The sequence below is a fragment of the Paraburkholderia sp. GAS348 genome, from assembly GCF_050434205.1.
GTDB lineage: Bacteria > Pseudomonadota > Gammaproteobacteria > Burkholderiales > Burkholderiaceae > Paraburkholderia.
Genome location: NZ_JBNPVT010000003.1, coordinates 77,590 through 104,502 on the forward strand (window position 1 = coordinate 77,590; position 26,913 = coordinate 104,502).

At 61.0% G+C, this 26,913-nt stretch carries 27 protein-coding genes and 2 pseudogenes; 16 read left to right on the top strand and 13 right to left on the bottom strand.

The window, feature by feature from the left end:
* Positions 1–6 precede the first annotated feature (6 nt).
* From P3T22_RS05790 to P3T22_RS05815, 6 genes are all read left to right on the top strand, one after another.
* Positions 7–2,295: a polysaccharide biosynthesis tyrosine autokinase gene (locus tag P3T22_RS05790; protein WP_063500008.1), complete on the top strand. Its 2,289-nt coding sequence runs from the start codon at positions 7–9 to the stop codon at positions 2,293–2,295.
* Positions 2,295–3,533, top strand: coding sequence for a glycosyltransferase (locus P3T22_RS05795; RefSeq protein ID WP_429324487.1), 1,239 nt, complete (start codon positions 2,295–2,297; stop codon positions 3,531–3,533). Before P3T22_RS05790 ends, P3T22_RS05795 begins: the two co-directional genes overlap by 1 nt.
* Positions 3,533–4,687, top strand: coding sequence for a polysaccharide pyruvyl transferase family protein (locus P3T22_RS05800; RefSeq protein ID WP_063500006.1), 1,155 nt, complete (start codon positions 3,533–3,535; stop codon positions 4,685–4,687). Before P3T22_RS05795 ends, P3T22_RS05800 begins: the two co-directional genes overlap by 1 nt.
* A gap of 204 nt (positions 4,688–4,891) precedes the next feature.
* The gene (locus P3T22_RS05805) at positions 4,892–5,983 is read left to right on the top strand and encodes a lipopolysaccharide biosynthesis protein (RefSeq protein WP_429324488.1); all 1,092 of its coding nucleotides are present in this window, start codon (positions 4,892–4,894) and stop codon (positions 5,981–5,983) included.
* On the top strand, positions 5,973–7,133 hold the full coding sequence (locus P3T22_RS05810; RefSeq protein WP_063500004.1) for a hypothetical protein: 1,161 nt from the start codon (positions 5,973–5,975) through the stop codon (positions 7,131–7,133). The genes P3T22_RS05805 and P3T22_RS05810 overlap by 11 nt, the downstream gene beginning before the upstream one ends.
* A complete protein-coding gene (locus tag P3T22_RS05815; protein WP_063500003.1) occupies positions 7,130–8,119 on the top strand; it encodes a cellulase family glycosylhydrolase in 990 nt (329 codons plus the stop codon). Before P3T22_RS05810 ends, P3T22_RS05815 begins: the two co-directional genes overlap by 4 nt.
* Positions 8,120–8,127: 8 nt before the next feature.
* Here P3T22_RS05815 and P3T22_RS05820 read toward each other — a convergent pair whose 3' ends face one another.
* The 4 genes from P3T22_RS05820 to P3T22_RS05835 all read right to left on the bottom strand — a co-directional run bounded on the left by P3T22_RS05820 (position 8,128) and on the right by P3T22_RS05835 (position 10,448).
* The gene (locus P3T22_RS05820; protein ID WP_256390488.1) at positions 8,128–8,262 is read right to left on the bottom strand and encodes a hypothetical protein; all 135 of its coding nucleotides are present in this window, start codon (positions 8,260–8,262) and stop codon (positions 8,128–8,130) included.
* Positions 8,263–8,299: 37 nt separating this feature from the next.
* Positions 8,300–8,920, bottom strand: coding sequence for a LysE family translocator (locus P3T22_RS05825; RefSeq protein WP_063500002.1), 621 nt, complete (start codon positions 8,918–8,920; stop codon positions 8,300–8,302).
* A 153-nt stretch (positions 8,921–9,073) separates the two neighbouring features.
* Positions 9,074–9,613, bottom strand: a complete 540-nt coding sequence (locus P3T22_RS05830) for a hypothetical protein (RefSeq protein ID WP_063500001.1) — start codon at positions 9,611–9,613, stop codon at positions 9,074–9,076.
* Between the two features lie 250 nt (positions 9,614–9,863).
* Positions 9,864–10,448, bottom strand: a complete 585-nt coding sequence (locus P3T22_RS05835) for an IMPACT family protein (protein ID WP_063500000.1) — start codon at positions 10,446–10,448, stop codon at positions 9,864–9,866.
* Positions 10,449–10,611: 163 nt separating this feature from the next.
* Here P3T22_RS05835 and P3T22_RS05840 point away from each other — a divergent pair, with 163 nt between their 5' ends.
* On the top strand, positions 10,612–11,238 hold the full coding sequence (locus P3T22_RS05840; protein WP_429324489.1) for a LysE family translocator: 627 nt from the start codon (positions 10,612–10,614) through the stop codon (positions 11,236–11,238).
* A 71-nt stretch (positions 11,239–11,309) separates the two neighbouring features.
* Here P3T22_RS05840 and P3T22_RS05845 read toward each other — a convergent pair whose 3' ends face one another.
* The gene (locus tag P3T22_RS05845; RefSeq protein WP_063499998.1) at positions 11,310–11,678 is read right to left on the bottom strand and encodes a hypothetical protein; all 369 of its coding nucleotides are present in this window, start codon (positions 11,676–11,678) and stop codon (positions 11,310–11,312) included.
* A 277-nt stretch (positions 11,679–11,955) separates the two neighbouring features.
* On the opposite strand from P3T22_RS05845, the gene P3T22_RS05850 reads away from it, so the two are divergent.
* Positions 11,956–12,192, top strand: a complete 237-nt coding sequence (locus P3T22_RS05850) for a hypothetical protein (protein ID WP_063499997.1) — start codon at positions 11,956–11,958, stop codon at positions 12,190–12,192.
* Between the two features lie 174 nt (positions 12,193–12,366).
* Here P3T22_RS05850 and P3T22_RS05855 read toward each other — a convergent pair whose 3' ends face one another.
* A complete protein-coding gene (locus P3T22_RS05855; protein WP_063499996.1) occupies positions 12,367–12,624 on the bottom strand; it encodes a DUF2866 domain-containing protein in 258 nt (85 codons plus the stop codon).
* A 308-nt stretch (positions 12,625–12,932) separates the two neighbouring features.
* On the opposite strand from P3T22_RS05855, the gene P3T22_RS05860 reads away from it, so the two are divergent.
* Entirely contained in the window at positions 12,933–14,048 is a 1,116-nt protein-coding gene (locus P3T22_RS05860; RefSeq protein ID WP_429324490.1) for a DUF484 family protein, read from the top strand.
* Positions 14,049–14,099: 51 nt separating this feature from the next.
* Here the strand turns inward: P3T22_RS05860 and P3T22_RS05865 are convergent, their stop codons facing one another.
* The 6 genes and pseudogenes from P3T22_RS05865 to P3T22_RS05890 all read right to left on the bottom strand — a co-directional run.
* Positions 14,100–15,860 (bottom strand): peptidoglycan D,D-transpeptidase FtsI family protein, encoded by a 1,761-nt coding sequence (locus tag P3T22_RS05865; RefSeq protein WP_429324491.1) that lies wholly within the window; start codon positions 15,858–15,860, stop codon positions 14,100–14,102.
* A 120-nt stretch (positions 15,861–15,980) separates the two neighbouring features.
* On the bottom strand, positions 15,981–16,202 hold the full coding sequence (locus P3T22_RS05870) for a TRIC cation channel family protein (RefSeq protein ID WP_429324686.1): 222 nt from the start codon (positions 16,200–16,202) through the stop codon (positions 15,981–15,983).
* Between the two features lie 369 nt (positions 16,203–16,571).
* Positions 16,572–16,658 (bottom strand): annotated as a pseudogene (locus P3T22_RS05875) (methyl-accepting chemotaxis protein); the annotation flags it as partial.
* An 80-nt stretch (positions 16,659–16,738) separates the two neighbouring features.
* The gene (locus tag P3T22_RS05880) at positions 16,739–17,254 is read right to left on the bottom strand and encodes a metal-dependent hydrolase (protein ID WP_429324492.1); all 516 of its coding nucleotides are present in this window, start codon (positions 17,252–17,254) and stop codon (positions 16,739–16,741) included.
* Between the two features lie 153 nt (positions 17,255–17,407).
* A complete protein-coding gene (locus P3T22_RS05885) occupies positions 17,408–17,761 on the bottom strand; it encodes a sugar ABC transporter ATPase (protein ID WP_429324493.1) in 354 nt (117 codons plus the stop codon).
* A gap of 185 nt (positions 17,762–17,946) precedes the next feature.
* Positions 17,947–18,069 (bottom strand): annotated as a pseudogene (locus tag P3T22_RS05890) (porin); the annotation flags it as partial.
* A 323-nt stretch (positions 18,070–18,392) separates the two neighbouring features.
* Here P3T22_RS05890 and P3T22_RS05895 point away from each other — a divergent pair.
* Complete coding sequence (locus P3T22_RS05895; RefSeq protein ID WP_063499992.1) at positions 18,393–18,965, top strand: hypothetical protein; 573 nt, start codon at positions 18,393–18,395, stop codon at positions 18,963–18,965.
* Between the two features lie 184 nt (positions 18,966–19,149).
* Here the strand turns inward: P3T22_RS05895 and P3T22_RS05900 are convergent, their stop codons facing one another.
* A complete protein-coding gene (locus P3T22_RS05900; RefSeq protein ID WP_063499991.1) occupies positions 19,150–19,584 on the bottom strand; it encodes a hypothetical protein in 435 nt (144 codons plus the stop codon).
* Positions 19,585–19,824: 240 nt separating this feature from the next.
* Here P3T22_RS05900 and P3T22_RS05905 point away from each other — a divergent pair, with 240 nt between their 5' ends.
* The 6 genes from P3T22_RS05905 (at position 19,825) to ggt (ending at position 26,792) form a co-directional block, all read left to right on the top strand.
* Positions 19,825–20,508: a CDP-alcohol phosphatidyltransferase family protein gene (locus tag P3T22_RS05905; protein ID WP_429324494.1), complete on the top strand. Its 684-nt coding sequence runs from the start codon at positions 19,825–19,827 to the stop codon at positions 20,506–20,508.
* On the top strand, positions 20,505–21,335 hold the full coding sequence (locus P3T22_RS05910) for a HalD/BesD family halogenase (protein WP_429324495.1): 831 nt from the start codon (positions 20,505–20,507) through the stop codon (positions 21,333–21,335). Before P3T22_RS05905 ends, P3T22_RS05910 begins: the two co-directional genes overlap by 4 nt.
* Positions 21,332–22,351 carry a flippase-like domain-containing protein gene (locus P3T22_RS05915; protein WP_429324496.1) on the top strand — a complete coding sequence of 340 codons (1,020 nt, stop codon included), beginning with the start codon at positions 21,332–21,334 and terminating at the stop codon, positions 22,349–22,351. The genes P3T22_RS05910 and P3T22_RS05915 overlap by 4 nt, the downstream gene beginning before the upstream one ends.
* A gap of 51 nt (positions 22,352–22,402) precedes the next feature.
* Entirely contained in the window at positions 22,403–23,167 is a 765-nt protein-coding gene (locus P3T22_RS05920) for an NTP transferase domain-containing protein (protein WP_063499987.1), read from the top strand.
* Positions 23,168–23,425: 258 nt separating this feature from the next.
* Positions 23,426–24,829, top strand: a complete 1,404-nt coding sequence (locus tag P3T22_RS05925) for an MFS transporter (protein ID WP_429324687.1) — start codon at positions 23,426–23,428, stop codon at positions 24,827–24,829.
* 229 nt (positions 24,830–25,058) lie between these two features.
* Entirely contained in the window at positions 25,059–26,792 is a 1,734-nt protein-coding gene (gene ggt, locus P3T22_RS05930; RefSeq protein ID WP_429324497.1) for a gamma-glutamyltransferase, read from the top strand.
* The last annotated feature ends 121 nt before the right edge of the window (positions 26,793–26,913 follow it).

A 26,913-nucleotide genomic window follows, 5' to 3' on the forward strand; every position in this document is an offset into this window, starting at 1 on the left:
TACACAATGAAACCGTTGCAATCGCCCGAAAGCGAGGCGTTAAAACAAGATGATGAGATTGACCTGATCGGGGTACTGGATGTGTTTGTCGAGTACCGATGGGTCATTCTCAAGATTTGCCTCTGTTGCCTCGTGCTTGCGACGGCATTCGCCTTTCTGTTCCCTCCGCGCTATCAGGCGGATATCTCGGTTCAGGTAGGAGACGGCAGCGGCTCGGCTGCTGCGCAGAGTTTGCTGGGCAACGTGTCGTCGCTTTTCGACTACAACTCGCCCACGTCGGCCGAGCAGCAGATCATGGCGTCGCGGCTCGTCGTGACCAGTGTCGTCGACGAATTGCGTAGCTACATTGTCGTGCACCCACGCCGGTTTCCGTTGATCGGCAATTTCATATCCGGGTTCAATGACGCTGTGATGCGTCCAGGTGTCCTGGGTATCGGGGGCTGGGCATGGGGCACGGAAAGCGCCGACATCGTTCAGTTCGATGTGCCAAAGCGGTTGGAAGGTGATCAGTTCGCGCTCACGGTGCTTTCCGGTGACCGCTACCGTCTGTCCGGTTGGGATCTTGATGAGGCCGTTACCGGTCGGGTCGGCGCGGCCGAGGTGTTCCAGACGGGCAGTGGGCCAATGACGTTGCTTGTGAAGTCGTTCAACGCCGCACCCGGCACGAAGTTCAAGCTGACCCGGAAATCCCGGCTTGACACGATCATGAGCATGCAGAAGGGCTTGGAAATTCAGGAGAAGATCAAGTCGTCGGGCGTTCTCATTGCAACCCTCACCGCAGCAGATCCAGTGTTGGTTCGGGACCAGTTGCAGGCGATTGGCCGCTACTACGTGAAGCAGAACGTCGAACGCAAGGCCGCTGAAGCGGCGCAATCTCTCGCGTTTCTTGATACGCAGGTGCCGCTGCTCAGAAAGCAGTTGGTGGACGCTGAAGCGCGCTACACGCAGATGCGAAAGAAGCAGGGCACCGTCGATTTGCAGGAGGAAGCCAGGATCGCCATTCAGCAGACTGCGGATTCCAGAACGCGGATGCTTGAATTGCAGCAGAAGCGTGATGAGCTCGCTTCGCGGTTCACGAGTTCGCATCCTGAAGTGATTGCGCTTAACGCGCAAATCGCCACCCTTCGTTCTCAGCAAAGTGCGTTTGATCGGCAAATGAGGCTCTTGCCCGACGTACAACAGGACGCAGTACGTTTGATGCTCGATGTCAAGGTAGCGACCGATCTCTACACGGCGTTGCTGAACAATGTGCAGCAGCTGAAATTGATCAAGGCAGGCAAGACCGGAAGTGTGCGCGTTGTCGACACGCCTGTCATTCCCGAAAACGTCGCATTTCCTAACCGGTCCGTAACGATCGCTGCGGGTGCGTTGCTCGGACTGCTGTTGGGTGTCGGCTTCGCGTTCGTTCACAATTTTTTGTTCGCGGGGATTGCCGAAGCGGACGAGATTGAGAGTCATGTCGGTTTGCACGTGTACGCAACGATCCCGGAGTCACGCCACCAAAGGCAGATCAATCGGAACGATATCGACCACGCTTCGGACGTTCGCTTGCTCGTTGAAGCCTTTCCTCGCGAACCGGCCGTCGAAAGCCTGCGAAGCATGCGCACGGCACTCCAGTTCGCGATGTCGAACGCAAGAAATAACGTGATCCTTATCTCCGGCCCCTCGCCTGGTGTCGGCAAATCCTTCGTATCCGCGAATTTCGCGGCACTGCTGGCAACGAGCGGAAAGCGAGTGCTGGTGATTGACGGCGACCTTCGCAGGGGTTATCTCCACGAATACTTCGGTCGACAACGCGCGCGGGGTCTGACAGACGTCATTACGGGGGCACTCTCTCTTGATGAGGTCATTCATCGCAGCGTTGTTCCGAATCTTGACTTCATCGCCACCGGTGTGCTGCCGCCTAGCTCCGCCGAGATACTGATGCACGAGCGCGTAGGACAACTTCTTGAAGACAGCGCACACGATTACGACGTGGTACTCGTCGATTCGCCGCCGGTTCTGGCCGCGGTCGACGCGGTAGTGCTAGCGGAGCACTGCGCGACAGTGATGCTCGTTGCTCGGGCCGGTCATACGCGCGTTGGGGAGTTGACGGAATCTGTGAGGCAGTTCGCGCACGCTGGAGTCGCTGTTAGCGGTGCGCTTCTCAATGGTCTCGATCCAAAGTCCGGACGACGGAGCTACAACCGTAAGAATGGTGGTTACCGATACGTGCAGTATTGCTACGAAGACCCGCGCCCTGCATTGACGACCCGCTGGCGTCAACTGCTGACCCGTCTTGGTCAGGGGCAGTGATGGAAGTCAGTACGGTAGGTAGCGCCGAGCGGTCACGGTCGGCGGATGGCGGCATTTTTTTTGGCGCATTGCAGGTTCGTCGAGACTTGGGATCGCCTCCTTTGCGGGTGGCGCTCGTGGTTGAAGCGGCCGGTGGCGGCGTAGCCGTCCATATTGCTGATATGGTGCGCGGCCTGCGCGCTTGCGGCGGCTTCGACATCCATCTAATCGTCCCGATTGGAGCCCGTTTCGACGGAGTGATTCTCACCGAGGACCTGCTCGCGCAATGCGATACGGTTCATCGTGTGCCGATGCGCCGCTGGGTCGGCAGCGCTGACATGATCGCCTTCGCCCAACTATCCAGGTGCCTGCACAGGATCAGGCCGGACATCGTTCACAGCCACAGTTCGAAGGCAGGGGCGCTCGCGCGGATGTGCATTGGACCGTGGAAGCAGGTATACACGCCGCACGCTGTCTACACGCTGAATCCGTATTTGCCGCGAGCACAACGGCGGTTTTATGGGCTGATCGAAGGTTTCCTCGGTCGTGTTCGGAGCGACCGCCTCATCGCGGTTTCCGTCGACGAAGCGGAACATTTGCGGCAGGTGTTGCGTATTCCAGCGGATCGCATCGAAACGATTTTCAACGGCGTGCCTGCGCCTGCGTTGCTTCCGTCGATTGAAGCGCGGGTTGCACTCGGTTTGCCGCATGACGCTGTTGTTGTCGGCTTTGTGGGTCGTCTGGATTTCCAGAAGGGCGTTGATCGGCTCGTGCGGGTCGCACAGTGCCTCCTCGAGCGGGGCGTGGACAACGTCATTTTTGCGGTGATGGGTCCTGGTGACTTCGGCAGCGTTTCAGGCGTGAGCGAAGAGAGCATTCCCACGAACATACGCTTGCTTGGGTTGATTCCAGAGGCACGCCGTTTTTTCTCCGCCTTTGACATCTTTGCGCTTCCAAGCCGCTACGAAGGTTTTCCCTATGTCGTCCTCGAGGCAATGGCGGCCGGCATCCCGATTGTGTCTACCCGGGTGTCCGGAGCGGCGGAATTGATCGACGCGGAACAGATCGGCTTTGTTGTTCCCAATGAAGACGACACAAACCTTTTCGCGGACGCGACGGCGGCGCTTGCCCAGGACCCAATGATGCGCGAACGCATGAGCCGTAACTGCGAGCGCGCCGTCGAGCGATTCTCAGCTACAGCGATGGTTGAACGAACCGCAAATCTATACAAACGTCTACTTATGAAGGAGACCAATTAATGCCGAAAAACACGCATGTGGTCCTCCTTCACGCGTACAGCTCGAAGAACTCTGGAGATGGCCTGCTCGTCGACCTGTCGATCGACCTTTTGAAGGAGGCCTTTGGGGAGATGACGCGCGTATCGATCATTGCTGCTGATCCGGCTTCCTTCTCCCAATACTCCGATGTTCATCCGGCGCCGGTTCTTGCGGAAGCTGGTATCTCCCGTATTGCCGGCGCGGTCAGTATGGCGCTGCCGATCGGCAAGAATAGCCGGGCGCGCGAGTTGTTGCGGATTCTGGCCTCGGCTGATCTTCTCGTGGGTGTCGGCGGGGGATACTTGCGTGCGCGTAACTACATGGAAGCCCTCAAACTGGAAGTGGGCCACCTGCTGCAGATGCGTGCAGCGTGTCTGTCGGGCAAGCCGACCGTGTACTTGCCGCAAAGCATTGGACCTTCGATGCCGGCGAAGCCGTTGCGCTCGCATCTCATAGGAATGCTCGCAGGGTTTTCATGCGTGTTCGTTCGAGATGACCGCTCGGTCTCCTTCCTCGCCTGCAACGCGAACACCCGTCGCGCGCCTGATCTGGCTGTGCTGGACTTCGAGCGGCGCAGCGCACAGATCATGGAGCGAGCGGAGAAGGCTCGCACCAGCGTGGCTCACGTGGCATTCGTCCTGCGGCGGGCGCCGAAATGGTCGATGCAGCAGCGGGAACGGTACGAGACCGCCACGCAGCGGCTGATTCAACGGTTGAGGCAGACATGCCGGATCAGCTTTGCCGTGCAGAGTAGGGGCCGAGGCAACGACGACCTGGCGTACTACCGGAGCATCGGCGTCGACGGCGACCTTATGTCGCTGAAAGAAATGCTGGCCACGGATACGCCGGACTTCGTAGTGTCGGTCCGCTTGCACGGCTCGCTCGAGTCAGTGCTGAGTGGCGTTCCTTCTTACCACCTTAGCTATGAACGCAAAGGTTTCGGTGCGTATTCCGACCTCGGACTGGACGGTTGGGTGGTCAACGCGGCTGACTTCGACCCCGAGAAAGTTGCTGCGACGATCCTGACGCCGGGTGCGATTCGCAATTTTTGGGCGAACACCTCCTCTGGCTTCGAGCGCATCCGTGTTGCACGGGAACGGATACTTGCCGAGCTCCGGGCCGCGCGAGGCTCATAGCGCGGGATGGTGATGCACCTGTTCGTCCGGCTCGCCTTTCGCATCACGTCGCTAGCGCTGAAATTCGCGCTAACGATCGTCGTCGCCCGTATGCTCGGATTCGCAGCTGTGGCCGACTACGGTCTGGCGCTCGCAGTATCGGTTGTGTCGTCCAAATTGCTCGGACTAGGATTCAGCTCCGAAATGAACCGGCGATTGAGCGCTGTGAACCCGGCAGGCGCGATTCAGGACGCGGGCCGTCTACTGCTGCTCTATTGTGCCGTCTACGCGGCGATCGCCGTCGTCGTCTTGACTGTGCACAACTGTGTGGGCTTCGATGTGTTTCGTCGAATCCCACCTGGCGTTCTCTGGGGCGTGATGTTGGTGGCCTTCTCTGAGCATATTGGGCTTGAGACGACGTCTTATGTTTTTTCGCTGCATCGGCCGCGCCTGGGCGCGCTGCTGCTTTTCATTCGTACGGGTGCGTGGGCCGGTGTCGCGATTCCTGGTTTGCTCACCGGTGTGCTCCTTTCAGTTGAAACAGTTTTCGCGCTCTGGTGCGGGGCGAACGTCATTGCCGCGCTTGCGGCATGCTGGTGCATCTGGCGTCAGAGGCGTGAGGTAGGGTTGGCGCAGCCGGTGTCGCGCAAGGTGGGCGGCGTTCGCTCAGTGTGGGTGGCGGGCTTGCCGTTCTTTGTCGCGACCACCGTACTCTCTGGTCTGCAATACGGCGAGCGATTTCTCGCGAGCAGTGTGATCTCTGCTGATTCGCTCGGCCGCTACGTGTTTGCGTGGTCAATCGCGAACGCTATCCAGACGATCGCCTATGCCACGATCGTAGTGACGGCCGGACCACGGTTGGTACGCTCGTTGAGTGAGGCCGGCGGCGACTTCAGGGCGACATTGCAAATTTCGATGCGGTCTGCCGTTGGCATCACGATGATTGCCGCTACCGCGATTCTGATCGCTTACAAGCCGATCTTCCGCGTCGCCCGCGAGCCCGCCGGTAGTCATGAACTCACGATGCTGGGCATTCTGCTGGTCTCCTTCGTCCTCCGGTCTATCGCAGACGTTTATTGGAGTGGCGCAGTCGCACTGCGCCTGGGCAAGCAGGTCGCCGTTGCAATGGCTGTCGTAGCGGCCATCAGCATTCCGGGGGAATGGATATTGGTGACGCGGCTAGGCGCAACGGGCGCGGCGCTGGCGCACCTGGCAGCGAGTACTGGGATCGTAGCGATATTGGCGTTTCTCGTGATGCGTGCCCGTGCTGTACCCGAAGCTGAAGCGGTCAATAGAGAGGTTGTTCATGCTCCGTAAGGTACTCAATACCGGCCCGCGGCTTAGCAATGGTGTCGTTCGGTTGATCGCCAGTCTTGCGATCCTGTTGTATATGACGATGTATTGGAAAGCCAGCATGTTCTTGCCTGAGTTCGTGTTCCGCGACTCAGGCAAGATTCAGTCGCAGATTGGTGGGTCAAGTACATATCAGGACACCTCTTTCGACGCGGTCGCGAAGTTTTATTCTTCGCTCGGTAATATCGGCACCAACCTTTTCGTTGTGGGTATTGGCGCCTTGTTCATCTGGCTGATGTTCGGATATTCGAAGCGGCTTGGCGGTCTGTTGCTGAATACGGTGCTGATCGCGCCGTGCGTGTTTTTCAATTTATTCGTTGCCAGCAAAGACACGCTTGTCGTTCTGATGTCTATCGCGCTTATTCTGATCGGCCGGAGATGGCGGGTGCGGAATGTCATAGTCGCCGCAGTTGCTCTCTATGCGGGGTACGCGTTGACGGTACGGATTTATTTTGCGCTGATCCTTGCGATTGCCATTGGCGCGTGGATATTCCGTCGAGCATCGCTGCGACTGAAGACGGTTCTGATCCTTGCAGTTGTGGCGGGGCTGTATATGTTGCCGGACGCCGCGTACTACGTTCTGTTGCATCCGCGCGATATGGCTGTCGACTATCTCGTCGCCGGCTCGCCCTATGGCGCGCGCACAGGTTTCTACAACCTGCTCGAGCCGAATTCGTTTGCTGCTTTCTGCGTGGACTACGTCTACGCAATCCTGAAGCTGAACATTCCGGTTCTGTTTTATCCGGGACCAAAGGAATTCCTGATGCTGGTATTCGTATGGATCGCAGTCGGCTCCGTGTTCGGTCGAACATCTGACCGCGTGGAAGGAACCGGAACGGGTGCCATAGATGTGCTCGCAAGCCTGGTAATCGGTCACATGGCGGTTTCGATGTTATTCGAGCCGGACTTGGGAAGCTACATTCGGCACCTGTCAAGCGTTGCGCTTTTTTGCGCATGGCGGCTCAACTACTTAGGGGGCAGACCAGGTTCCTGGCTTAGACCTGGTGGTCGTATGCGCGCCCGGAGATATATGTCATGTTCTGATCAAAAAATGCTCGCGTGTCTGAATTGCCTGTTCAGGCAGTCGAAGGCCCGTGCACCACGTTTCTCATGATTTCATTTCAAAGTCTATTGAAGACGGGCGTAATCGCGCTTTGCATGGTCGGCATGACCATGCAAGCTCGGGCACAACCGTTCAGACAGCGGGTTTTCGATAGCGAAGGTCCCTCAAAGATAGGTACGCAAGTCAAGGTCGAGCGCTTCACATCGACATCTGCGATGCAGATCAAAGCTGCCGGATTTAACTTCGTTCGTTTTGGCGTATGGGTGAATTCGATGCAGACCACTGAATATCAAAAGCGGGTAGCCAGCGCGTTTGCCGCTGCTGAGGAGGCGGGCCTTCCCGTCCTTCTTACGGTGCGCTCGACAATCCCTCTTGCACGGCCTTTTCAGTCGGACGAGGCGGCTCGCAATGCACAACTGCGCGACGCCGCGAAGCAACTGATTCACGTAGTGAGCAGTCTGGTTGGCACTTACAGGAGCAATGTGCTTGCCATTGAACTCTGGAATGAACCGGAGTTGCCTACATATTGGCCGACGGGCGATATCGATGCGACGTTTCCGGTATATATGCGGGAGGTGTGCGCCGGACTGAAAAACGTTCACGCATTGACGCCTGTGATTGGATTCGGCTTCGCGACGGCCCCAGCATCCGGTTCCCGCTCGGACAAGCTGTTGCAGAGCCTTCAATCATCGTCGGATCACTGCATCGACGCCGTTTCGTACCATGCATACGGAATGAGCGAACGGCAGATTCAAGACGCATCCGCGCACGTTCTTTCCCGATATGGACTGCCGGCGCTTATTACAGAGTGGGGCGTCTCGTCTGGAGCAAAGGGGGGCATGACCGGTCAGGCGGCAGACATCCAGGCTTTTCTCATGAAGCGTGCTTCGTTGAGGACACCGCTGATCTCTATCTACGAATGGCAAGACACAGTCAATGGCAAGAACGCGCGCGAGCGCAATTTTGGTTTGGTGGACGCTTCAGAGACGCCGAAGCCGGCGCTCGAAGCGGCGTTGGCAGCGCTGCGCAGGCAATGACCGCCAGCTTAGCGCGGTGGCCGCGATTTGCCGATCCGTTCGGTCAACTTGCACACCAGTGCGGTCAGGAGCATGAGACAGACGAGTGTCTCGCCCGCGATGAAGGCGAGAGCCGTACCCAGGTGACGTTGAATCTTATCCATTCGCCGCTCCAGGGCGTTATATGCAGCGGTTCTATTACTATCCCTGCCGAACCAGCAGAAAGCTCACGCCGATCGCTGCCAGAAACGTCCCGCAGCAGCGATTGAACCACCGGCGAACCTTGGCGCGAACCAGCCACTTGCCAAGGTGCATGCCAGCCCAGGAATAGAGCGCGATCGCCACCCATTCGAGTACCAGAAAGCTCGCGCCGAGCACGGCGAACTGCGGCAGCATCGGTTTGGCGATATCGACGAACTGCGGCAAAAATGCGGTGAAAACCAGAATCGCCTTCGGATTGCCTGCCGCCACGAGACACTCCTGCCGGGCAATCCGCCAGAGCGACGCGTCGTCCTGCTGGGTCGTATCGATGGCCGGCGCGTCGCTGCGCCACAACTGGATGGCAAGCCAGATCAGATACGCGGCGCCGGCCAGTTTGATCGCAAGAAAGAACCACTCGGATGCGTGCAGCACGACGGCAAGGCCGGTCGCAGCCAACACCAGCATCAACGCGAACGCGACAAGCCGGCCGGTGCCGCCGACGAAGGCTGTCATGAAGCCGTGACGCGCGGCGACGTTGATCGATAGAAGATTGTTTGGGCCGGGCGCGAGGTTGATCGCGAAGCAGGCGGGCAGGAAGAACAGCCAGGTGGTGATGGACATGACGGCTCGCACGGAGAAGGGGACGTGGCTGCAACGAATCGGGCGCGCGAGACGGCAGGCGTCAATGACGCCTCGATTCTGCGCGATTCAGCTTTTCCCGATATTTCCCCGATTGTAGCGAATCGGCGGAACGCGCCGATTGAACCCATCCGCTCAATTCACCGATTTAACGAAGCCCGGGTCGCTGATCAGCGCATCGACGCTCAGCCTGACCGTGTCTTCGATGGCAATGGTGTTACTGGTGAATTTAGGCGACTTCTGCCGGACCGTCTTGACGGTTGAGAACACCACTTTCTGGGTCGCGGCATCGGTCACGATGTAGCGCATTTTCAGCGTCCAGAATGCCGGCGACCGCGCATCGTCGACCGTGAACGTCTCGATGCTGCCGCTCAGAACCTTCCCGCCTTCAGTGAGATGGAAACCGGCGATCCGCAAACTGCTTGCGACGCCGTTGCGCACGGCCTCGTTGATATCGGTTTTTAGCACGATGCCGGTCATCGCGGTGTTTTCGATCCGGTTCGGCGAAACCTGGCCGTTGCGAGCCGGCATGTACACGAAATCGCTTGCGGGGGCGACGCTGAGCCAGCCGGTGGAATGCGCGGCCGCGCGCGGCGGGCTATTCAGGCCGAACCACGACCAGGAGCAGGCGGACAGCATCAACGGCAGTGCGACGGCGCCGCAACCCTTGAGCACAGCGGATCTCAGGGCCGGGCGCAGGGGGCCGAGCGATTGCCGCAGAGACTGACGCTGTTGCGGCGACTCGGGCGCTGTGCTGGAAAAAGCGTCGGTCGAGGTCAGAGGAGTTGCCTTTCAAGTTGAGTCATCGCGGTACAGAGCATCATGGTAACAGCGAGCCGATCCTGTGCGTTTCCTGAACCGGATCAGGGGCCGGAATTTTCGAACGATTGAAACAGCCTCGCCCTTCGCGGGGAGGGCCGCACGATCAAAAGAAACCGGCTTTGCCCTGAGTCATATCCACCAGGGCTAGCCGGGCATCGTCTACTGCGGTGACGGGCAGCCGGACAGTCATCTTCACCAGCATCCCGTAGGCGCTGTCCACGAGTCCGTAACCTTCAGCCTCGATCCATCTGCGCACTTTCGCTTCATCGGCGTAACTCACTTCGACGATCAGCGTAACCTGAGCAATCCGTTCCACCCGCGGCGCGTCCAGCAGAGCCGAGGCAATCGCGTCGGTATACGCTCGCACCAGCCCACCGGCGCCCAGCTTCACGCCGCCGTAATATCGCACGACGGCCGCCAGCACGCCGTCCAGATCGTGATGCCGCAGCACTTCGAGAATGGGCCGGCCCGCGGTTCCGGACGGCTCGCCGTCGTCGGACATGCCTGACTGGCCACCTGCCAGCAGCGCCCAGCACACATGCGTCGCGCCAGGATGCTCGTTGCGCAGACGCCGCAATTCGGCCATCGCGGCATCGCGGTCGGCGACCGGTATCGCATGCGCGATGAAACGGCTCTTGCGAATCTCGAGTTCCGCGCAAAGCGGCGCGGGCAAGGTATAGGTGGGCAAGGCAAAGACTTCAGTGAATGAAAAATGCGGGCCTCATGCAGGTCTCATGTGGCCCTGTGCCCACCATGGTAACGGATCGCCGATGGGCGATCCGCGAATGTCTATAATCGTCCGCTAAACGCGTGCCGGTCTGCTGAATCGGGCGCGCCACTCAGGAGACGACATGCTTGATCTTTCTACGCTAGGAGCGTTCGTTGCCGTTGTTTTAGGGCTCTTTCTGATTCCCGGTCCGGCCGTGCTGCTGGTTTTGACTCGCACGGTGCATGGTGGGCGCAAGGCCGGCATTCTCACGGGTCTTGGTGTCGCAGTTGGCGATTTCATACACACGTTAGGCGCATCGGTCGGGCTGTCGGCCTTGCTGATGACGTCGGCACTCGCCTTCAATGCGGTGAAATTCGTCGGCGCCGCGTACCTCGTCTATCTGGGCATTCGCGCTTTGCGCGAAAAGCAGGCGAGCGCGCATCTGCCGGCGGTCGCGCCGGTTTCCGCTTCTAAAGCCTTTTTTCAGGCGATCCCTGCCGAAGTGTTGAATCCCAAGACCGCGCTGTTTTTCCTCGCGTTCCTGCCGCAGTTCGTTCGCCCTGAGCACGGCTCCTCATTCCTGCAGTTCACAACGCTCGGGCTGATCTTCGTCGGCATGAGCGCGCTTTATACAACGCTGATCGTGCTGACCATTCGTCCGCTGGGCAAACTCGTCAGGCGCCTGACATGGCTTAGCCGCTGGCAAAACAAGTTCATCGGCGTGCTGTTCATTTCGCTCGGCCTGCGCGTCGCGATGCAAACGCGCTGACCCAGCGGTACTGACTCAGCCGCGCGCCGGTTTTTCGTTCGGGCGCGCGGCGATACGCTGGCCTGCTCGCGCTAGATATTCCGGCGCTGCCGCCTCAGGCGGCCTTCGCGTGCGTATTCCATCTGGCCCTGGGTACGCACGGCGAGCCTTTCCTGTTCGGCGCGGCTTATCTGCCGCGTATCGTCGATATCGCCAACACGCAGCACTTCCTGCGCAATCCGTATGCGTAGCGTCATTAATGGTTCGCCGCGCTCCACCAGTGTGCGGTCGGTGGCACGCGCCTGCTGGACGCCGCTGTCGATCAGGTTGCGCAGTTCAAGCAGCGTGAGCCGCTGGCGTTGGATCTCGAGGATGAGCCGCTGGATGGCCTGCTCGTCGCGCGTGCGCCACCAGGCGCGCAGTTCGGCGAGCGTGGGAGGGTCGAAGGGAGGAAGGCGCATTGTTCAGACGAAAAATACCTGTATATATGAACAGTATATCCCGTCCTTTTACGAAAACGCGTAGAGCGCGTTGACCGGCTCGCCCCCCTGCAACAGAGGAAACCGAACGGCGCGGGCGAAACACCTTCCGCCTAGCGTCCACGTCCCTTCGCTGCGGCTTTGCCCGTTGCAGGCACAGGCGACGCGCCCGCACTGCCGCATATCAACGCCCCCCCGCAACCGCTGTCGCCCGCAGTGATGCGCGCGAGTCGCCCGCGCGAGCGCGCAACGCGAGGCTGTGCAGAATCGCCGACGCGAGTTTCGCGAGGAGCGGCGCTTGCGCATCGGCGGCCAGTTCGCCCGTGGCTTGCGCCAGCAGGCGGGGGCGCAGGCTGGGTACATTCAGGTCGACACGAAGTCGAAACAGTTGTCGGATGGATCGGACTTCCAGGCGTTCTGCAAGATCATCTGGCGCGAAGCGAGTATCTGCTCGACGCGTTCAGTGTGGGCGACGCCTATCTGGTCACCGTGCTGAACTGGGCGTCGTATGGCGGCATCGATCTGTCGCAATGGCCGGCAGTTGCTGAGTACTACAAGCGATTGATGCAGCGCCCGAGTGTCGCAAAAGCCGCTGCGGAAGAATTCGCGTTGTTTGAGGAAGAAGTGGCAAAGCGCGCGCAAAGCCGAGAGCAGGTTGCCGGCTGCGCGATTAGTCGTCGCCTTGCTGGCAGAAGCGGCGCCCCGGAATGTGCGACACCACTGCCTGTGCGATTTCGAGTGGCGTGCTTTCAGCGGGCACCACGCGGCGGCTCGATTCGGGGGTGTGTTTCATGGTCCATTCGACGAGTCTGTACGAGCGTCCCCAAAGGGGTTGTAAGGGGGCCGAGACCTTGCACGAGTGGATCTGGCGCACCCATTCGTTGCCGGGCATCGCGCGCAAATGCTCGAATACCGTGTCTTCCACCATCGTTTGACTCCTTCTTCGCAGGCATGCTGTCCATCTATCGGCGCGTCGGCGACATCCCTCGAAAAAAAGCGCCGCCAATGTTCTGGCGGCTCAACAGGGGATGTTGTGCGGCATAGTTACAGGTAAGAATTAAGCCAAACTTAAGACCCCGCTCAAAATCCCCGCGTTGGGTCGCACTGCCTGATCGCTTCGTTGAGCTGCTGTTTTGCATGCCCGGCGATCCAACCCTCAAGACCTCGCGGAATTGGCCGTTATTACAGCGATTGGGGCTGCCGACCCCGCTCCGCCTCCGCGCCCGCATCGATAACGTGACGAATCTCGCTCAAACGCCGCTTTCAGACCGCCTTCGCGCGCTCGTCGATACTGTGCAGCACAACGAGCGCACGCTGCGCCGCTTCCAGAACGTCGAGTTGAGGTTGATCGGCGCACGGGATTTCGCGTCGTTTCTCGACACGCTGTTCAGCCATCTGCCGCAAGCATTCTCGCTGGCGAGCGTGGTGTTGTGGCTCGACGACCGCGCGCCGATGTTGCTCGAACTGCTCGAGCCGGGCGCGTTGGATGCGATCGACCAGCCCAATCTGAGAACGTCGCGCGAGGGTGGTCTCGCCGCCCAGGGGCTATGCGACGAGGGACGGCCGTGGCTGGGCAAGCTGGGCAAGCTCAATGAAACGGCGCGCCGCGCGTTCTTCGGCGACGCTGACACGCCGGGGAGCGCGATCTTGCTGCCGCTTGCCGCCGGCGACACCGTCAGCGGCTATCTATGCCTCTGCAGCGACGATCCGGGGCGTTTCGCTGAAGGCATGGCCACGGATATTCTGGAGCGCTTTGCGAGCATCGTGACAGCGAGTCTCGACAATGTCGCGCATCGCGAGCGGCTCAAGCAACTCGGTATGACCGATTCGCTGACCGGCCTTGCCAATCGCCGCTACTTCGATGAACGGTTGCGCGAGGAGCTCATGCGCGCCGTCCGGTATGGCGTACCGGTCGCGTGTCTGTTCATCGATGTCGACAGTTTCAAGCGTATCAACGACACCTACGGACATCAGACCGGCGACCGCGCTCTGGCGGCGGTGGCGGCCTGTGTGCGACAGCAGGTGCGGCTGGGCGATACCGTGGCGCGCTATGGCGGCGAAGAGTTCACCGCGCTGCTGCAAGGCGATCGGACCGATGCGCTGACGGTGGCCGAGCGCGTGCGGCGGGCTGTCGAAAAGCTGGATTTGCAGGACGACCACGGCGAACGCATCGCGTTGACCGTGTCGATCGGCGTAGCAGCGCGCACGATTGCCGGTACACCGTCCGACGCGGCCGTGCAGGGCCGCGCGATGATGGAAGAAGCCGACCGGGCGATGTACCAGGCCAAACGCAATGGCCGCAACCGCATCGAGGCGCTGGTGAAAGCGGGCAGCAATAACGCGCCACGCTAAACCTGCGCTGCTGGAACAGTGCAGCGTGATTAACGGAGCAGCGGGGCCTTCTCACGCATCCGGCGGCACCCCCAGCAGTTGCAGCGCTCCACCCGTCACCGCTCCGAACACCGGCCCGGCCACCGTCCCGCCATAGAACGCCTTGCCGGCCGGGTCGTCGATCATGACGGCGACGATCAGCCGTGGGTCGCTCATGGGCGCCATGCCGACAAACAGCGCGCGGTAACGGTTTTTCGCGTAAGTCGCGCCGACCTGTTTGCGTGCTGTGCCGGTTTTGCCGCCGATCCGGTAGCCTTCCACTGCCGCGGCTCGCCCTGTGCCGCCAGGGCCGGTGGCCATTTCCAGCATCGAGCGGATCGCGCGCGCGGTGGCGGGCGTGGTGACCGCATGGCCCTTGCCGGTGGCCTGTGCCGCGCCACTTGCACCCGCGTTCCCGTCCGCGTTTTTGTCCGCTTCTTTGTCTGTACGCAACAGACTCACGCGATGCAGGGTGCCGTCGCCGGCATAAGCGGTGTAGACCTGCGCGATCTGCAGCAGCGAAGTGGACAGACCGTAGCCATACGCCATGGTTGCCTGTTCGATCGGGCGCCAGCGTTTGAACGGGCGCACCTTGCCCGACGCGACACCCGGAAAGGTCAGCTCGGGCCGCAACCCGAGCCCGTATTCCTGATACTTGTTCCAGATCTTTTCGGCGGGCAGATTCAGTGCGAGCTTGGCGAGCGCGATATTGCTCGACTTCTGCACGGCTTCGGCAACTGTCATCGCGCCATGATTCGACGTGTCGTGAATCACGGCCGGCCCGATCTTGTACCAGCCCGGTGCAGTATCGATGACGCTTTGCGGCCGCACCTTGCCCTCGTCGATCGACAGCGCGACGACGACCGGCTTGATGGTCGAGCCCGGCTCGAAGGTGTCGACGACCGCGCGATTGCGCAGCTGCCGGCCGGTCAGACGCGCGCGGTCGTTCGGATCGAAACTCGGATAGTTGGCGAGCGCGAGAATCTCGCCGTTGCGCGCATCGAGCACGACCACGCTGCCGGCTTCGGCGTGATGTTTGGCGATGGCGTCCTTCAGTTGGGCGTAGGCGAGTTGCTGAATGCGCCGGTCGATCGTTAGATGAACGGTGTCGCCGTTCTGCGCGGGCACGAGCGGCCGGGTCTCGGACACCACCCGGCCCAGACGGTCACGGATCACTTCGCGCTGGCCCGGCACGCCGAGCAGTTGTTCGTTGGCAGCGAGCTCGACGCCTTCCTGGCCGTTGTCCTCGATATCCGTGAAGCCGACCACGTGCGCCGCCGATTCGCCTTCGGGATAAAAGCGCTTCGAGTCCGCGATCTGTGTGATGCCGGCGAGGCCCAGTTTGTTCACGTGATCGGCGGTGCCGGCATCCACCTGGCGCTTGAGCAGCACGAAGGTCTTGTCGCCGCTCAGACGCCGGCGCAGTTCCGCCAGCGGCAGGTCGAGCAGCTTCGAAAGTGGCGCGAACGCCGCTTCGTCGAGTAGCTTCGGGGAGGCCCAGATCTCATAGGTCGCGAGGCTGACGGCGAGCATCGAGCCATTTCGGTCGACGATGCGCCCGCGCGTCGCATCAAGTTCTAGCGTGCGCTGATAGCGTTTTTGCCCCTGATCGACGTAGAAGTCCTGATTGACCACCTGGACCCAGAACGCGCGTCCCGCCAGCGACGCGAACGCGCCGAACACCAGCAGGACGACAAGTTTCGAGCGCCACATTGGCAGGCGCGCGGCCAGCAACGGGTTCTTCGCGACGGGCGCGTACGGATCGTGCGACTGCGATTTCTTCTTTTGGATCATGAGTGCGGGTAACGAACAGCAGTGCGAGGGCGAAAAACCGGCGACGCCGGTGGCCTGTTGCGCGTGACTGTCGAGCGTGCTCCTCGAACGAAAGCCACACGCGCGTGGCGTGCAGTGGGATTAGCTGGCGCCGCTCGAATCGGCGGCGGTGAATATCTTGAGTTGCCGGTGACGCAGCCATTTGGCGCTGGCCGCGGCAATCGACGCTGCCCCGATTGTAATAAGAACGTAATCAGGATGCGAGGTCCATGCAAGGGGATCGTGGCCGGGCGGCAAGTCGTGCACGGTGTCGCCGCCGAGCGCGGTGACGGTGCGGGCGAAACACAGGCCGAATTCGGCGATGCCTGATTTGGCTTAATCGGGTTGCGGGATCGGGTATGGCAAGCGGTTGCTGAACGGCGCGGCTTCGCCTTCGCGGCGCAGACGGGCTGTGGCCGTAACCGCAAGGCGTAGTCACAGCCACAGGCGGCCACAAAAAAGCCGCGCGGAGTTGAAAAATCCGCGCGGCTGGTTCGTTCGATTGATGCGTCGACTCCGACGCGGCGTGTTAAAGAGGCGCTCTCTGCCTGTAGAGCGCCTTCTCTTTCTCTGCCTTTCCTCTCCTCGCGCCTCGCTGCCTGAATCGAGGAGCCTGCGGCCTCAGGCCGGCAGCGCAAAGCTCGAGATCGCCTCGCGCAACACGCCCACCTGATCCTTTAGCGAATGGGCCGCGGCAGCGGCTTCTTCGACGACGGCATTGAGCGCCAGGAGGTTGGTCTGGAACGCGATGCCGTCGATTACGCCGATGATGTCGCCGATCGGCTGGTGATTTCGCCCATCGTGCGGACCACGTCGCCGACGAAGCCGCCGCCGTCCTTGCCGCCGTCCTTGCCGTAGAGCTAGCCCATTCTCAAAGCCCGCAAAACCGAAACCCCGTGCACACCATGTAACCAGACATGCTCACCAATAAACCAGGCCGCAACCCACGAAGCCGCAATAACGATCAAATCACAGTGCCCGCTATTCCAAAGATTCAAGGAATGCCGTCCGGCAACCCACGGCACCCCCAAAGGATTGGGCCAATCGGCCAACAGATGCATCAGCCCACCACAAGCAAAACCAAACCCCGGCGCAGCATAAGCAGACCGCCCAAGCCAATGATAAGAAACCGCGAGCAACGCGACCCACCCCACCCCCCAATGCGTCAACGTACGATGCGTGATCCACAGCCTTCGCGCGCGCGACCACCAGGCCACCTCCAGCCAGTCCGGCGCCGTACTCCCTGCCACCCCGGCGATGAAACTCAAGAACACGCCGATATGAAACGAACCGCCGCCGCCGACGCGAGCGACAACAGCCGCGGCGATGACGCCGGCTGCAAACCCAGTCGCGTGATGTGCTTTTTTGGATGCCATCGAACCTCACGACGCAGCGCGCCGGATAAAAGCTAAAGGGCGGCTATAGTCGCAGATGAACAGATAAAAAAATAGCCGACACGCGATATAAAAAATCGCGCATCGGCGTGGCCTTCAGTGTTGTTCTCAAAACGCAGCCGCGCGACCAAAAACTCAGGTCGCGCAGCGCGCAATATCGAAGCGCATTTCCGATTCAGGCGGGTCGTCTGGTGCATCCGCGGGATGTATCACCTTGATGACCGAGCCGGCGTTGAGCGGCGTCAGCGTAACGAAATATGAGTTGTTCGAATCGGAGCCGACGGCGATCTCGGTCGCGTCGCCTACGCGCGACATCCGCACGCGTGACAGCTTGCTTTCAAGGCAATCGGCGATATAGGCAGGGGCGCGCTGCGAAGACACGTACATCATCGGTTGGGATGCATCGTGGGCGGGGCCGCTGGAGGAACCGCAGGCAGCGAGAAAAGCGGTAACGGCAGCAGCGGGAGCAAGCAGAAGAAGTCGTTTCATGGTCAGATCGTCGGCGTCCCCGGTCGTGCGCGGGAACTTGGGGCGCGGGCGAAGCGCGACGCGATTGAACGCAACGCCATGCTTCGCGACGAAGCCGCCGTTCGACCGCAACGACGTTACGGCAAGGAAGGCAGCCGGCCTTAGTATACCCACGGCGCGCTTGCGCCGTCACTATGACTACGTCGAGCGTGCTGGTACGCGCCTTCCACGTACACGTCGGTACGCCTGCTCAGCGAGTAGTCGCCTTGTAGCGACGCCATGTGCCACTTCGGATCGCCCGAGCCATTCGAACCTGCCGTCAGGCAATCTTCCATTCATTCAGTTTTCTGCAATGCACTCTTCCAATTCGGATGGTCTATCTCGGCGAATTACGGTTCTACAATTCACTTCACACCCCTGACCAAGGGTGTCTTTTTCATTTCTTCTTTATACGCGGCTTTCGGGCCGCGTTTTTTTGCGCTTTTATAATCGATTTGTAAGTTCCCGCGCATAACGAAATACATCACTCCGATTGGCGAGGAGCTTGCCCCGGCTTGTCCGTTCGTCAGGGGGCCGCATTCGGCGTGTGCGGGACGGGTAGAATCGCAGGCTTGAGATGTGTTTCCGCCCCGCGAACGTGAGTAAACCTGTAATGACCGATACCCCCCTTCCATCGTCCGACACCGCTGCTGACTCCACGACGGAAGGTGCGCCCGAAATCCACGAAACCCCGCACGAGCACCTGGACGAAGCGCAGCCCGAAATTCAGCACGAAGCGCGTCTGTGGCGCGACGACGGCTGGACCGCGCGCGTCATCAAGAACGAAGACGACGAAGGCTGGGCCGTCGCAATGATCAAGGACGGCGAAGCGGAACCGGCGCTCGTCGGTCCGTGGACGATGGGCCGCAACAAGAAAGATCCGAAGCCGCTCGACACGTCGGCGTTCAACACACTGGTGAAAACCGCCTCTGAGGTGCTGCGCCGCCATGAGCAGCAACTGCGCGCCCAGTTGCATAAAGAAGTGCGCGTGGCCAGCGCGGACGGCAATGACGAACTCGACATCACGCTCGACATCGTCCCAGACGAAGACGAACCGTACGCGCTGCTGACCGCGCTCGACACATTTGGCGAACAGCTCGCGCAAGTGCAGGTCGCGCCGAACTTCAAGCTGAGCAAGGCGAGTGCCGCCGCGTGGGTCGAAAACGAATTCCGCCGTCCGGGCTAGACCGGTGATGCCTGGTTTAGCTAGCGAAATGCTAAACACAATCTTGCTAAAGCCTGCCAATTTGCTTTCGCACTCGCTGCACAGAATCCTCGCAGGACCGCTTCGGCACGACGGTCGGGTATCTGACGGGGGGCCGGCGGGGATCAAACTGTAGGGGCGGCGTGGGGCAGCGCGGCCGGCCGCCTCAACTCCGCTTGCAGAAAATCGCCGTCACGAGCGGCGCCACCCGATGGACGATCGCTGTGCTGCCGGCCGCGGTGACCGCGTTCTGGACCTTTGATTCGCTACCAAACACCACGACGCCATAGGCCGAGCGGGCCAATGGCTCACCTTTGCCGACGCGAAACATCGGATCGTCTTTTTCGTAGCCGACCACCGCGAAAACGTGAAAGCCGAATGCGGTCAGGTCGGCGCCCTGCGTCGGCGAAAACGCATTGATGGAGTTGCTTTCGACCCGCGTCGGTTTCGGGTCGATCAATTGTTGCTCGACGAGGTCGGCAATGAACTGATGACCGCTCTCATTGCAGACCAGCGGCGCATCGAGGGCTGCGGCGTGGCTAGTGAGCGGCAGTGCCGCGATGGCCAGAGCAAGGAGTACAGAAGAAAACAAGCATTTCATAGGCGTGAATAGCGACCCGCGTTCGATGTAGTGTGTTCGCAACGGGCGGCGGCCGGGTGTCGCGACCCGAAGGACGTTGCGTATCGAAAGGATCTGGCGTGACAGGCGCAACTGGGTTCGCACTTTAACGTGATTTGGCATATTTTGCGCGGCGCCTGGCACGCAGCGGCAACGACGGATCCTTAAGAAAGCGTTAAGGAAGGAAGCAAGCTTTCACGATCCCGTATATATTTCCGGGTTATGAATTCGCGACAACAAATTCCATTGAACGTTTCGACCCCCAGAACATGGGACGCGAGGCTCGCCCGCCGGCTTGTCACGCCGCTCGTCAACACCTGGGTCACGCCGAACCACTTGACCACGCTGCGCCTGCTGATTGGTCTGGCTGGCGCACTGTGCCTTGCTCACGGCGGATTTGCCTGGGCCAATGCGGGCGCCTTTCTGATCGTCCTGTCGAATTTCGTCGACCACACGGATGGCGAACTCGCACGCATCGGCGGCAAGTCGAGCCGGATCGGTCATTTTTACGATCTGGCTTGCGACGCGCTCGTGACCGTCATGTTGTTCGTCGGCATGGGCATCGGTACGACGCATGTCGGCTCGTTGAAAGTTGCACCCGGATGGCTCGGTGCCGTGGCGGGCGTTGCAGTCGCATTGATTTTCTTCCTGCGCATGCGCATCGAGGATATGGCGGGCAAGGCGGGTACAAAGCAGGCGTCGGTCGGCGGTTTCGAAACCGAAGACGTGCTGTATCTGCTACCCATCGTCACGCTGACGGGCGTCGTCATGCCGTTCATCGTCGTTGCGTCGATCGGCGCGCCGCTCTTTGCCGCCTGGGTCGTGGTCGACTACTGGCGCGTCGCGCACCTGGCGGCCGCTCCCGCCAAGGCGTCGGAAACCAGTCAAATGTGGGCCAGCAAATGAGTATGCACGCCGAAGACGACGTGATCGCGCCAATCTCAGTTGAACGTTCGTCGGCCTCTTTGTCGGCCATGCCGGTCGCGCCTGCGCCGAATGCCGGGCGCGCCGTTGCGAGCCGCACGCGCACGTTCGACACCCCGCGTCTCGCCAGGGATTTCGCCGCTCAGGACGCGTTCCTGTATCTGGAAGATTTCCTCGCGCCTGAAGTCACCGCCCAGCTCGTCCAGAGCGCGCGGGGTCTGCTCGACGAAGTGAACCGCAACTATCTGCCGGGCCACAAGCAGGGCGGCAGCGTAAGCCGTCATACGATCGACCGCCTCGCGCCGTTCATCGCCGAGCTGTATCGCTCGAAGGAACTGATCGGCTGGCTCGAGCAGCTCAGCGGCGACAAGCTGCAGGTGTCGCCCGCGGACGATCCGCACGCGTATGCGCTGTATTACTACACGCGTGCCGGCGACCACATCGGCTGGCACTACGATACTTCCTACTATGACGGCCGCCGCTACACGCTGCTGCTCGGCGTGATCGACGAATCGTCGTGCCGGCTCGATTACGAATTGCACACGCGCAATCCGGACGTGCCGGACCAGCCGGGCTCGGTGCAGATTCCGCCAGGCGGCCTGGTGTTCTTCGACGGCGACAAGCTGCGTCATCGCATCACGCCCGCCGGCGCGAATGAAATGCGCGTGTCGCTGACTTTCGAATACGTCACCGATCCGAACATGCGGCCGTGGCGCCGTTTCATCTCGAACATGAAGGACGCCATCGCGTACTTCGGTTTCCGCCAGGTTTTCCGTCAGATGACCAAGCGCGGCAAGGACCTTGCATGACACGCGCGGCCCTGATTCTGCTGTCGATCGGGACGGCGCTTTTTGTCGGCCTGCTCGCGTGGCAGGGTTTCGGTTCCGTCGCTGCGGCGCTGGCTGCGGCAGGCTGGGGGCTCATGCTGGTCGCGGCGTTCCACCTCGTGCCGCTGGTGCTCGACGCCGGCGCCATCGCGCTGCTGTTCCAGCGGCGGCGCGACGGCGTGCATCACGGCGTGACGCTGCGCGATGCATTGTTTGCACGCTGGATCGGCGAATCGGTGAATAGCCTGTTGCCGGCCGGCCAGATCGGCGGCCCCGTGGTGATGGTGCGGCAACTGTCCCAGCGCGGCATGCGCATGCGCGATGCGGCTGCCGCCATCACAGTCAGCACCACGATGCAGGCGCTCGCGCAAATCGTTTTCGCACTGTTCGGGCTGCTGCTGTTCGGCGCTTACGCCGCGCACGGCGCGCTTCACGATCTGCGAATCGCTACGCTTATTGCCACTGGCGTGCTGGGCGTGATGATCGCTGGCTTCTATTACGCGCAGCGGCGCGGCCTGTTCGGCCGTCTGCTGGGCGTGCTCTCCAAGGTGTTCGGCAAGCGCGACTGGTCGTCGCTGATGACGCGCGCCGAAGCCGTCGACGCCGCCGTGCAGGCGATGTACCGCGAGCGCGGCCGCGTTGCGGCGAGCTTCGCACTGAGTCTGGTGGGCTGGATCGTCGGCACGGTCGAAGTGTGGCTCGCGCTGCGTTTTCTCGGCCATCCGGTCGGCTGGGTCGATGCACTCCTGCTCGAAAGTCTCGGGCAGGCGATTCGTGGTGCAGCGTTCATGATCCCGGGCTCGCTCGGCGTGCAGGAAGGCGGGTATCTGCTGCTTGCGCCGCTCGTGGGCCTGCCGCCGGATGCGGCGCTGGCATTGTCGCTCGCCAAGCGCGCGCGTGAAATCCTGCTAGGTTTGCCGGGGCTGCTGGTTTTGCACTTCAGCGAACGAAGCTGGCAACGGCGGCGCGCCACGGCGCGCGTGCCGGTTGCCGATTAGGCTGACGCTTAGGTTATCAATTAATTTCCGAATTTTTTCAAAGGACCGCGCATGCGTGCCATCATCCTCGCAGCGGGCCTCGGCCTGCGTCTCCAGCAACCGCCGCAGGCACAGTTTCCGAAGTGCCTGTTGCAGTTCGACGGTATGAGCCTGCTCGAACGGCATCTGCAAATGCTTGACGCTGCCGGCGTGACTGATGTCGTGCTGGCGCTCGGTTTTCAGCCGGAATCGGTGCAGGCGGAACTGGAGCGGATCAACTGGCCGCATAAGGTGGAAACCGTCCTGAACCCGCGTTACGACCTGGGCAGCGTGCTGACGGTGCACACGGTGGCCGAGGCGCTGACGCGCGGCGGCGACGTGCTGTTGATGGACGCCGACGTGCTTTACGATGAGCGCATTCTGAGCGCGCTGGTGGCGGGCGAGACGATCAACCGTCTGCTGATCGACCGTGATTTCGAAGCGGGCGACGAGCCCGTCAAGCTCTGCCTGAAAGACGGCGTGCCTGTCGAATTGCGCAAGCAGCTCGCCGTCAATCTCGCGTACGACACCATTGGTGAATCGGTCGGCTTCTTCCGCTTCCGCCAGGAAACCGCGCAACGTTTCACGCAGATCGTCGCGGGCTACGTGGATAGCGGCCGGGCCAACATGCCGCACGAAGAAGCGGTGCGCGACCTGTTGCTGGAGCGCAGCCAGGTGTTCGACACGGCCGACGTGACCGGCTTGCCGTGGATCGAGATCGACTTCCCGAACGACGTCGCTCGCGCCAGCACCGAGATCCTGCCGCAGCTGCAACCGCTGGTCAGCGCCTCGCGCTAAGTCTCGCTCCCGAATCGCTGCTGTATTGCATGGTGAGCCGGCTGTATGCCGGCTCGCCATCGCGTCGTTTTTTCGCTTCTTTTTCACTCCTGTTTTTCCTGGTCCTTGCAGTCTCGTTGCGCGCTCAACTATCGGGCGGCGGATAATAGCGCGTCATTCGCGTGAATACGGCAACGCTTCGTTTGGCAACATCTGTTGTCGATGCGGTGCGATAATTGCCCCTTTATACCGGTGGCCTTGCAACCCGCCGTCATGCCAATGCCTCTCGCTTTAGGCACTTTTATTGTTCCGCTGATCGTCGCGTGTGCCATGTTCATGGAAAACGTGGACGGCACGGTCATCGTGACGTCGCTGCCAGTTCTGGCGCGCGACCTTGGCCAGGACCCCATCACCCTCAAGCTTGCCGTGACGGCTTACGTCATCGGCCTCGGTGTCTTCATTCCCATTTGCGGCTGGGTCGCCGACCGCTTCGGTTCGCGCACGGTGTTTCGCACGGCAATCGGCGTCTTCATGGCGGGCTCGCTGATGTGCGCGGCGTCCACTTCGCTCGGCACCTTCGTGGTTGCTCGCTTCGTGCAAGGCATCGGCGGCGCGATGATGGTGCCGGTGGGTCGCATCATTATTTTTCGTTCGGTGCCCAAGTCGGACTTCATCCGCGCCGTCAACTATCTGACGGTGCCTGCGCTGCTCGGTCCCGTGGTCGGGCCGCCGCTCGGCGGTTTCATTACGACCTATCTGCACTGGCGCCTGATCTTCTTCATCAACATTCCGATTGGCCTGCTGGGCATCTGGCTCGCGAACAAGCACATTGCCAACGTGCGCGAAGCGCATCCCGGCCGGCTCGACTGGACCGGTTTCGCGTTGTCGGCGAGCGGGGCGTCACTATTCATGCTGGGGCTCTCGCTGGTAGGCGGCGAACTCGTCCCCAACACGGTATCGGTCAGCATGTGCGTGATCGGCGTGGTGCTGCTCGCGATGTACGTGCTGTACGCGAACCGCGTCGAGTTGCCGGTGCTCGATTTGCGGCTGTTGCGCATTCCGAGTTTTCACGCGAGCGTGGTGGGCGGCTCGCTGTTTCGCATCGGCCTCGGCGCGGTGCCGTTTCTGTTGCCGCTTGCATTGCAGGAGGGACTTGGCATGACGGCGTTCAAGTCGGGGTCGATCACCTGCGCGTCCGCGTTCGGCTCGATTTTCATGAAGGCGGCCGCGTCGCGCATTCTCGGCCGTTTCGGTTTCCGCACGGTGCTGATGTTCAACGCGGGCTGCGCGGGCCTCGCGATCGCTGTCTACGGGTTGTTCTTTCCCGGCACGCCGCACTGGCTGATCTGGTGTGTGGTGCTGTTCGGCGGCTTCTTCCCGTCGTTGCAGTTCACCTCGTTGAATACCTTGGCGTATGCGGATATTCCGAGCCGCGACGTCGGCCGTGCGACGAGTGTCGCGAGCGTGATCCAGCAGATTTCGTTGGGGCTCGGCGTGACGATCGCCGGCATCGTGCTGCAAATCTCGCATAACGTGCAGGGTCATTCGAGCATCGTGTTCTCCGACTTCTGGCCGGCGTTCCTCGTGGTCGGCCTGTTCTCGTTCCTGTCGATTCCGGTGACCGCGCGCTTGCCGCAAGGCGCCGGCGATGAAATCGCACGCGGCAGCAGAGGGAATGCTTGAGTGTTCAATGCGCGGTGCGCCGCGCCTTGTGACGCGGTGCATCAACCGCGTGCGATGCCGATTCGAATACCGCTATCCGCAACAATTAGCGTCATGAAGGGGGCGTTTTTGTGTACTGCAGCATGCACCCTAAGCGTGTAACGGCTTCGCATATGCCGGATCGGCATGTTATAAGCCCAAGGCAGCTTTCATTATCGTCAGATGAAGAAGTCGTCTTGGGGGATATCCAATGAAGTTGTTTCACAACGCCAAGTCGTCCGTTAGCGGACTTGCGCTAGTCGCACTCGTCTCTGTTTCAAGCGGTTTTCTCGAAGTCACCCCGGCCTTTGCTAAAGCGCCCGCGAAAGCGCAACCGGCAATTCTCACGGCGTCCGCCATTGCGGTCGCCGACAAGTACAGCGCCGATGCCGCAGAACAGATTTTCAAGGAAGGCGGCAACGCCGTCGACGCGGCAGTCGCGATTGCCTTTACGCTTGCCGTGACGTATCCGGAAGCGGGCAATATCGGCGGCGGCGGTTTCATGACGCTGTATGTCGACGGCAAGCCGTACTTCCTCGACTATCGCGAGCGCGCGCCACTGGCTGCGACGAAGAACATGTACCTCGACGACAAGGGCGAGGTCATCAAGGACATGAGTCTGTTCGGTTATCGCGCGGTGGGCGTGCCGGGCACCGTCGACGGCATGTGGCAAGCGCAGCGCCGCTTCGGCAAGCTCAAATGGAAGCAGGTGCTCGCACCGGCCATTCATTACGCACGCGACGGCTTCGAGGTCAGCGAGCAATTGCAGCAACGCCGCGACGACGCCGCGAAAGACTTTGCCGGCAAGACCAACTTCGATACCTACTTTGGCAACCTGAAGCAGGGCGTCAACTTCAAGCAACCGGATCTCGCCGCCGTGCTGCAACGCATTTCGGATCAGGGCGCGAAAGACTTCTACCAGGGCAAGACGGCTGATCTGATCGCGGCGTCCATGCGCGGTCACGGTCTGATTACGAAGGCCGATCTGCAGCAGTACAAGGCGGTGTGGCGTCAGCCGATCCAGGCCAACTGGAACGGCTATCGCGTGATTACCGCGCCACCCCCGAGCTCAGGCGGTATCGGTCTCGTGCAGTTGTTGAAGATGAAGGCCGACCTTGCGCCCGACTTCAAGGACGTCACGCTTAACTCCGCGCAATACGTGCACCTGATCGCTGAAATCGAGAAGCGCGTGTTCGCCGATCGTGCGCAGTATCTCGGCGATCCGGATTTCTACAAGGTGCCGGTCGCGCAACTGACCGACGACGCATACATCGCCAAGCGTGCCGCGGAAGTGAACCCGAATACGCCGTCGGATACGAAGAGCGTGCAGCCGGGTCTGGGCACAACGATGCCTGAGAAAGCGGAAACCACACACTTCTCGGTGATCGACAAGTGGGGTAACGCCGTGTCGAACACGTACACCATCAACGGCTACTTCGGCTCGGGGGTGGTGGCGGATCGCACGGGCATCGTGCTGAACGACGAGATGGACGACTTCTCCGCGAAGCCGGGTGTCGCGAACATGTTCGGTGTGGTGGGCAGCGACGCGAATTCGATTGCACCGAAGAAGCGCCCGTTGTCGTCGATGAGCCCGACGATTCTGACCAAGGACGGCAAGGTGTCGCTCGTGATCGGCACGCCCGGTGGCTCGCGCATCTTCACGTCGATCTTCCAGGTGATCAACAATATCTACGACTTCAACATGCCGTTGCCGGAAGCTGTCGGCGCGATGCGCTTCCATCACCAGCTGTTGCCGCCGAACACGATTTTCTGGGAGCCGTACAAGCCGATCGACGGCGAGCTCGCCAAGCAGATCGAGGCCAAGGGCTACACGCTGAAGGGGCAGGATTTCAGCGGCGACATCCAGGCGATCAAGGTCAATGGCGATACGCCGGAAGCCGCAGCCGATCCGCGTGGCCGTGGTGTCACGCGGGTGATTCAGTGAGCGTTTGATTTAACTTGTTTCAGTGCACCTGGGCGGCGCATCTTTGCAGATGCGCCGCAGGCAGAAGAAAGGCCTCGCACTCCATTTGAGTGTGAGGCCTTTTTTATCTGCGTGACTAATG

Excerpts from the sequence above, each read along its gene's own strand:
- P3T22_RS05790 (WP_063500008.1), top strand. The coding sequence starts at position 7 with ATGAAACCGTTGCAATCGCCCGAAAGCGAGGCGTTAAAACAAGATGAT.
- P3T22_RS05795 (WP_429324487.1), top strand. The coding sequence starts at position 2,295 with ATGGAAGTCAGTACGGTAGGTAGCGCCGAGCGGTCACGGTCGGCGGAT.
- P3T22_RS05800 (WP_063500006.1), top strand. The coding sequence starts at position 3,533 with ATGCCGAAAAACACGCATGTGGTCCTCCTTCACGCGTACAGCTCGAAG.
- P3T22_RS05810 (WP_063500004.1), top strand. The coding sequence starts at position 5,973 with ATGCTCCGTAAGGTACTCAATACCGGCCCGCGGCTTAGCAATGGTGTC.
- P3T22_RS05815 (WP_063500003.1), top strand. The coding sequence starts at position 7,130 with ATGATTTCATTTCAAAGTCTATTGAAGACGGGCGTAATCGCGCTTTGC.
- P3T22_RS05820 (WP_256390488.1), bottom strand. The coding sequence starts at position 8,262 with ATGGATAAGATTCAACGTCACCTGGGTACGGCTCTCGCCTTCATCGCG.
- P3T22_RS05825 (WP_063500002.1), bottom strand. The coding sequence starts at position 8,920 with ATGTCCATCACCACCTGGCTGTTCTTCCTGCCCGCCTGCTTCGCGATC.
- P3T22_RS05840 (WP_429324489.1), top strand. The coding sequence starts at position 10,612 with ATGCTTGATCTTTCTACGCTAGGAGCGTTCGTTGCCGTTGTTTTAGGG.
- P3T22_RS05845 (WP_063499998.1), bottom strand. The coding sequence starts at position 11,678 with ATGCGCCTTCCTCCCTTCGACCCTCCCACGCTCGCCGAACTGCGCGCC.
- P3T22_RS05855 (WP_063499996.1), bottom strand. The coding sequence starts at position 12,624 with ATGGTGGAAGACACGGTATTCGAGCATTTGCGCGCGATGCCCGGCAAC.
- P3T22_RS05865 (WP_429324491.1), bottom strand. The coding sequence starts at position 15,860 with ATGATCCAAAAGAAGAAATCGCAGTCGCACGATCCGTACGCGCCCGTC.
- P3T22_RS05880 (WP_429324492.1), bottom strand. The coding sequence starts at position 17,254 with ATGGCATCCAAAAAAGCACATCACGCGACTGGGTTTGCAGCCGGCGTC.
- P3T22_RS05885 (WP_429324493.1), bottom strand. The coding sequence starts at position 17,761 with ATGAAACGACTTCTTCTGCTTGCTCCCGCTGCTGCCGTTACCGCTTTT.
- P3T22_RS05895 (WP_063499992.1), top strand. The coding sequence starts at position 18,393 with ATGACCGATACCCCCCTTCCATCGTCCGACACCGCTGCTGACTCCACG.
- P3T22_RS05900 (WP_063499991.1), bottom strand. The coding sequence starts at position 19,584 with ATGAAATGCTTGTTTTCTTCTGTACTCCTTGCTCTGGCCATCGCGGCA.
- P3T22_RS05905 (WP_429324494.1), top strand. The coding sequence starts at position 19,825 with ATGAATTCGCGACAACAAATTCCATTGAACGTTTCGACCCCCAGAACA.
- P3T22_RS05910 (WP_429324495.1), top strand. The coding sequence starts at position 20,505 with ATGAGTATGCACGCCGAAGACGACGTGATCGCGCCAATCTCAGTTGAA.
- P3T22_RS05915 (WP_429324496.1), top strand. The coding sequence starts at position 21,332 with ATGACACGCGCGGCCCTGATTCTGCTGTCGATCGGGACGGCGCTTTTT.
- P3T22_RS05920 (WP_063499987.1), top strand. The coding sequence starts at position 22,403 with ATGCGTGCCATCATCCTCGCAGCGGGCCTCGGCCTGCGTCTCCAGCAA.
- P3T22_RS05925 (WP_429324687.1), top strand. The coding sequence starts at position 23,426 with ATGCCTCTCGCTTTAGGCACTTTTATTGTTCCGCTGATCGTCGCGTGT.
- ggt (WP_429324497.1), top strand. The coding sequence starts at position 25,059 with ATGAAGTTGTTTCACAACGCCAAGTCGTCCGTTAGCGGACTTGCGCTA.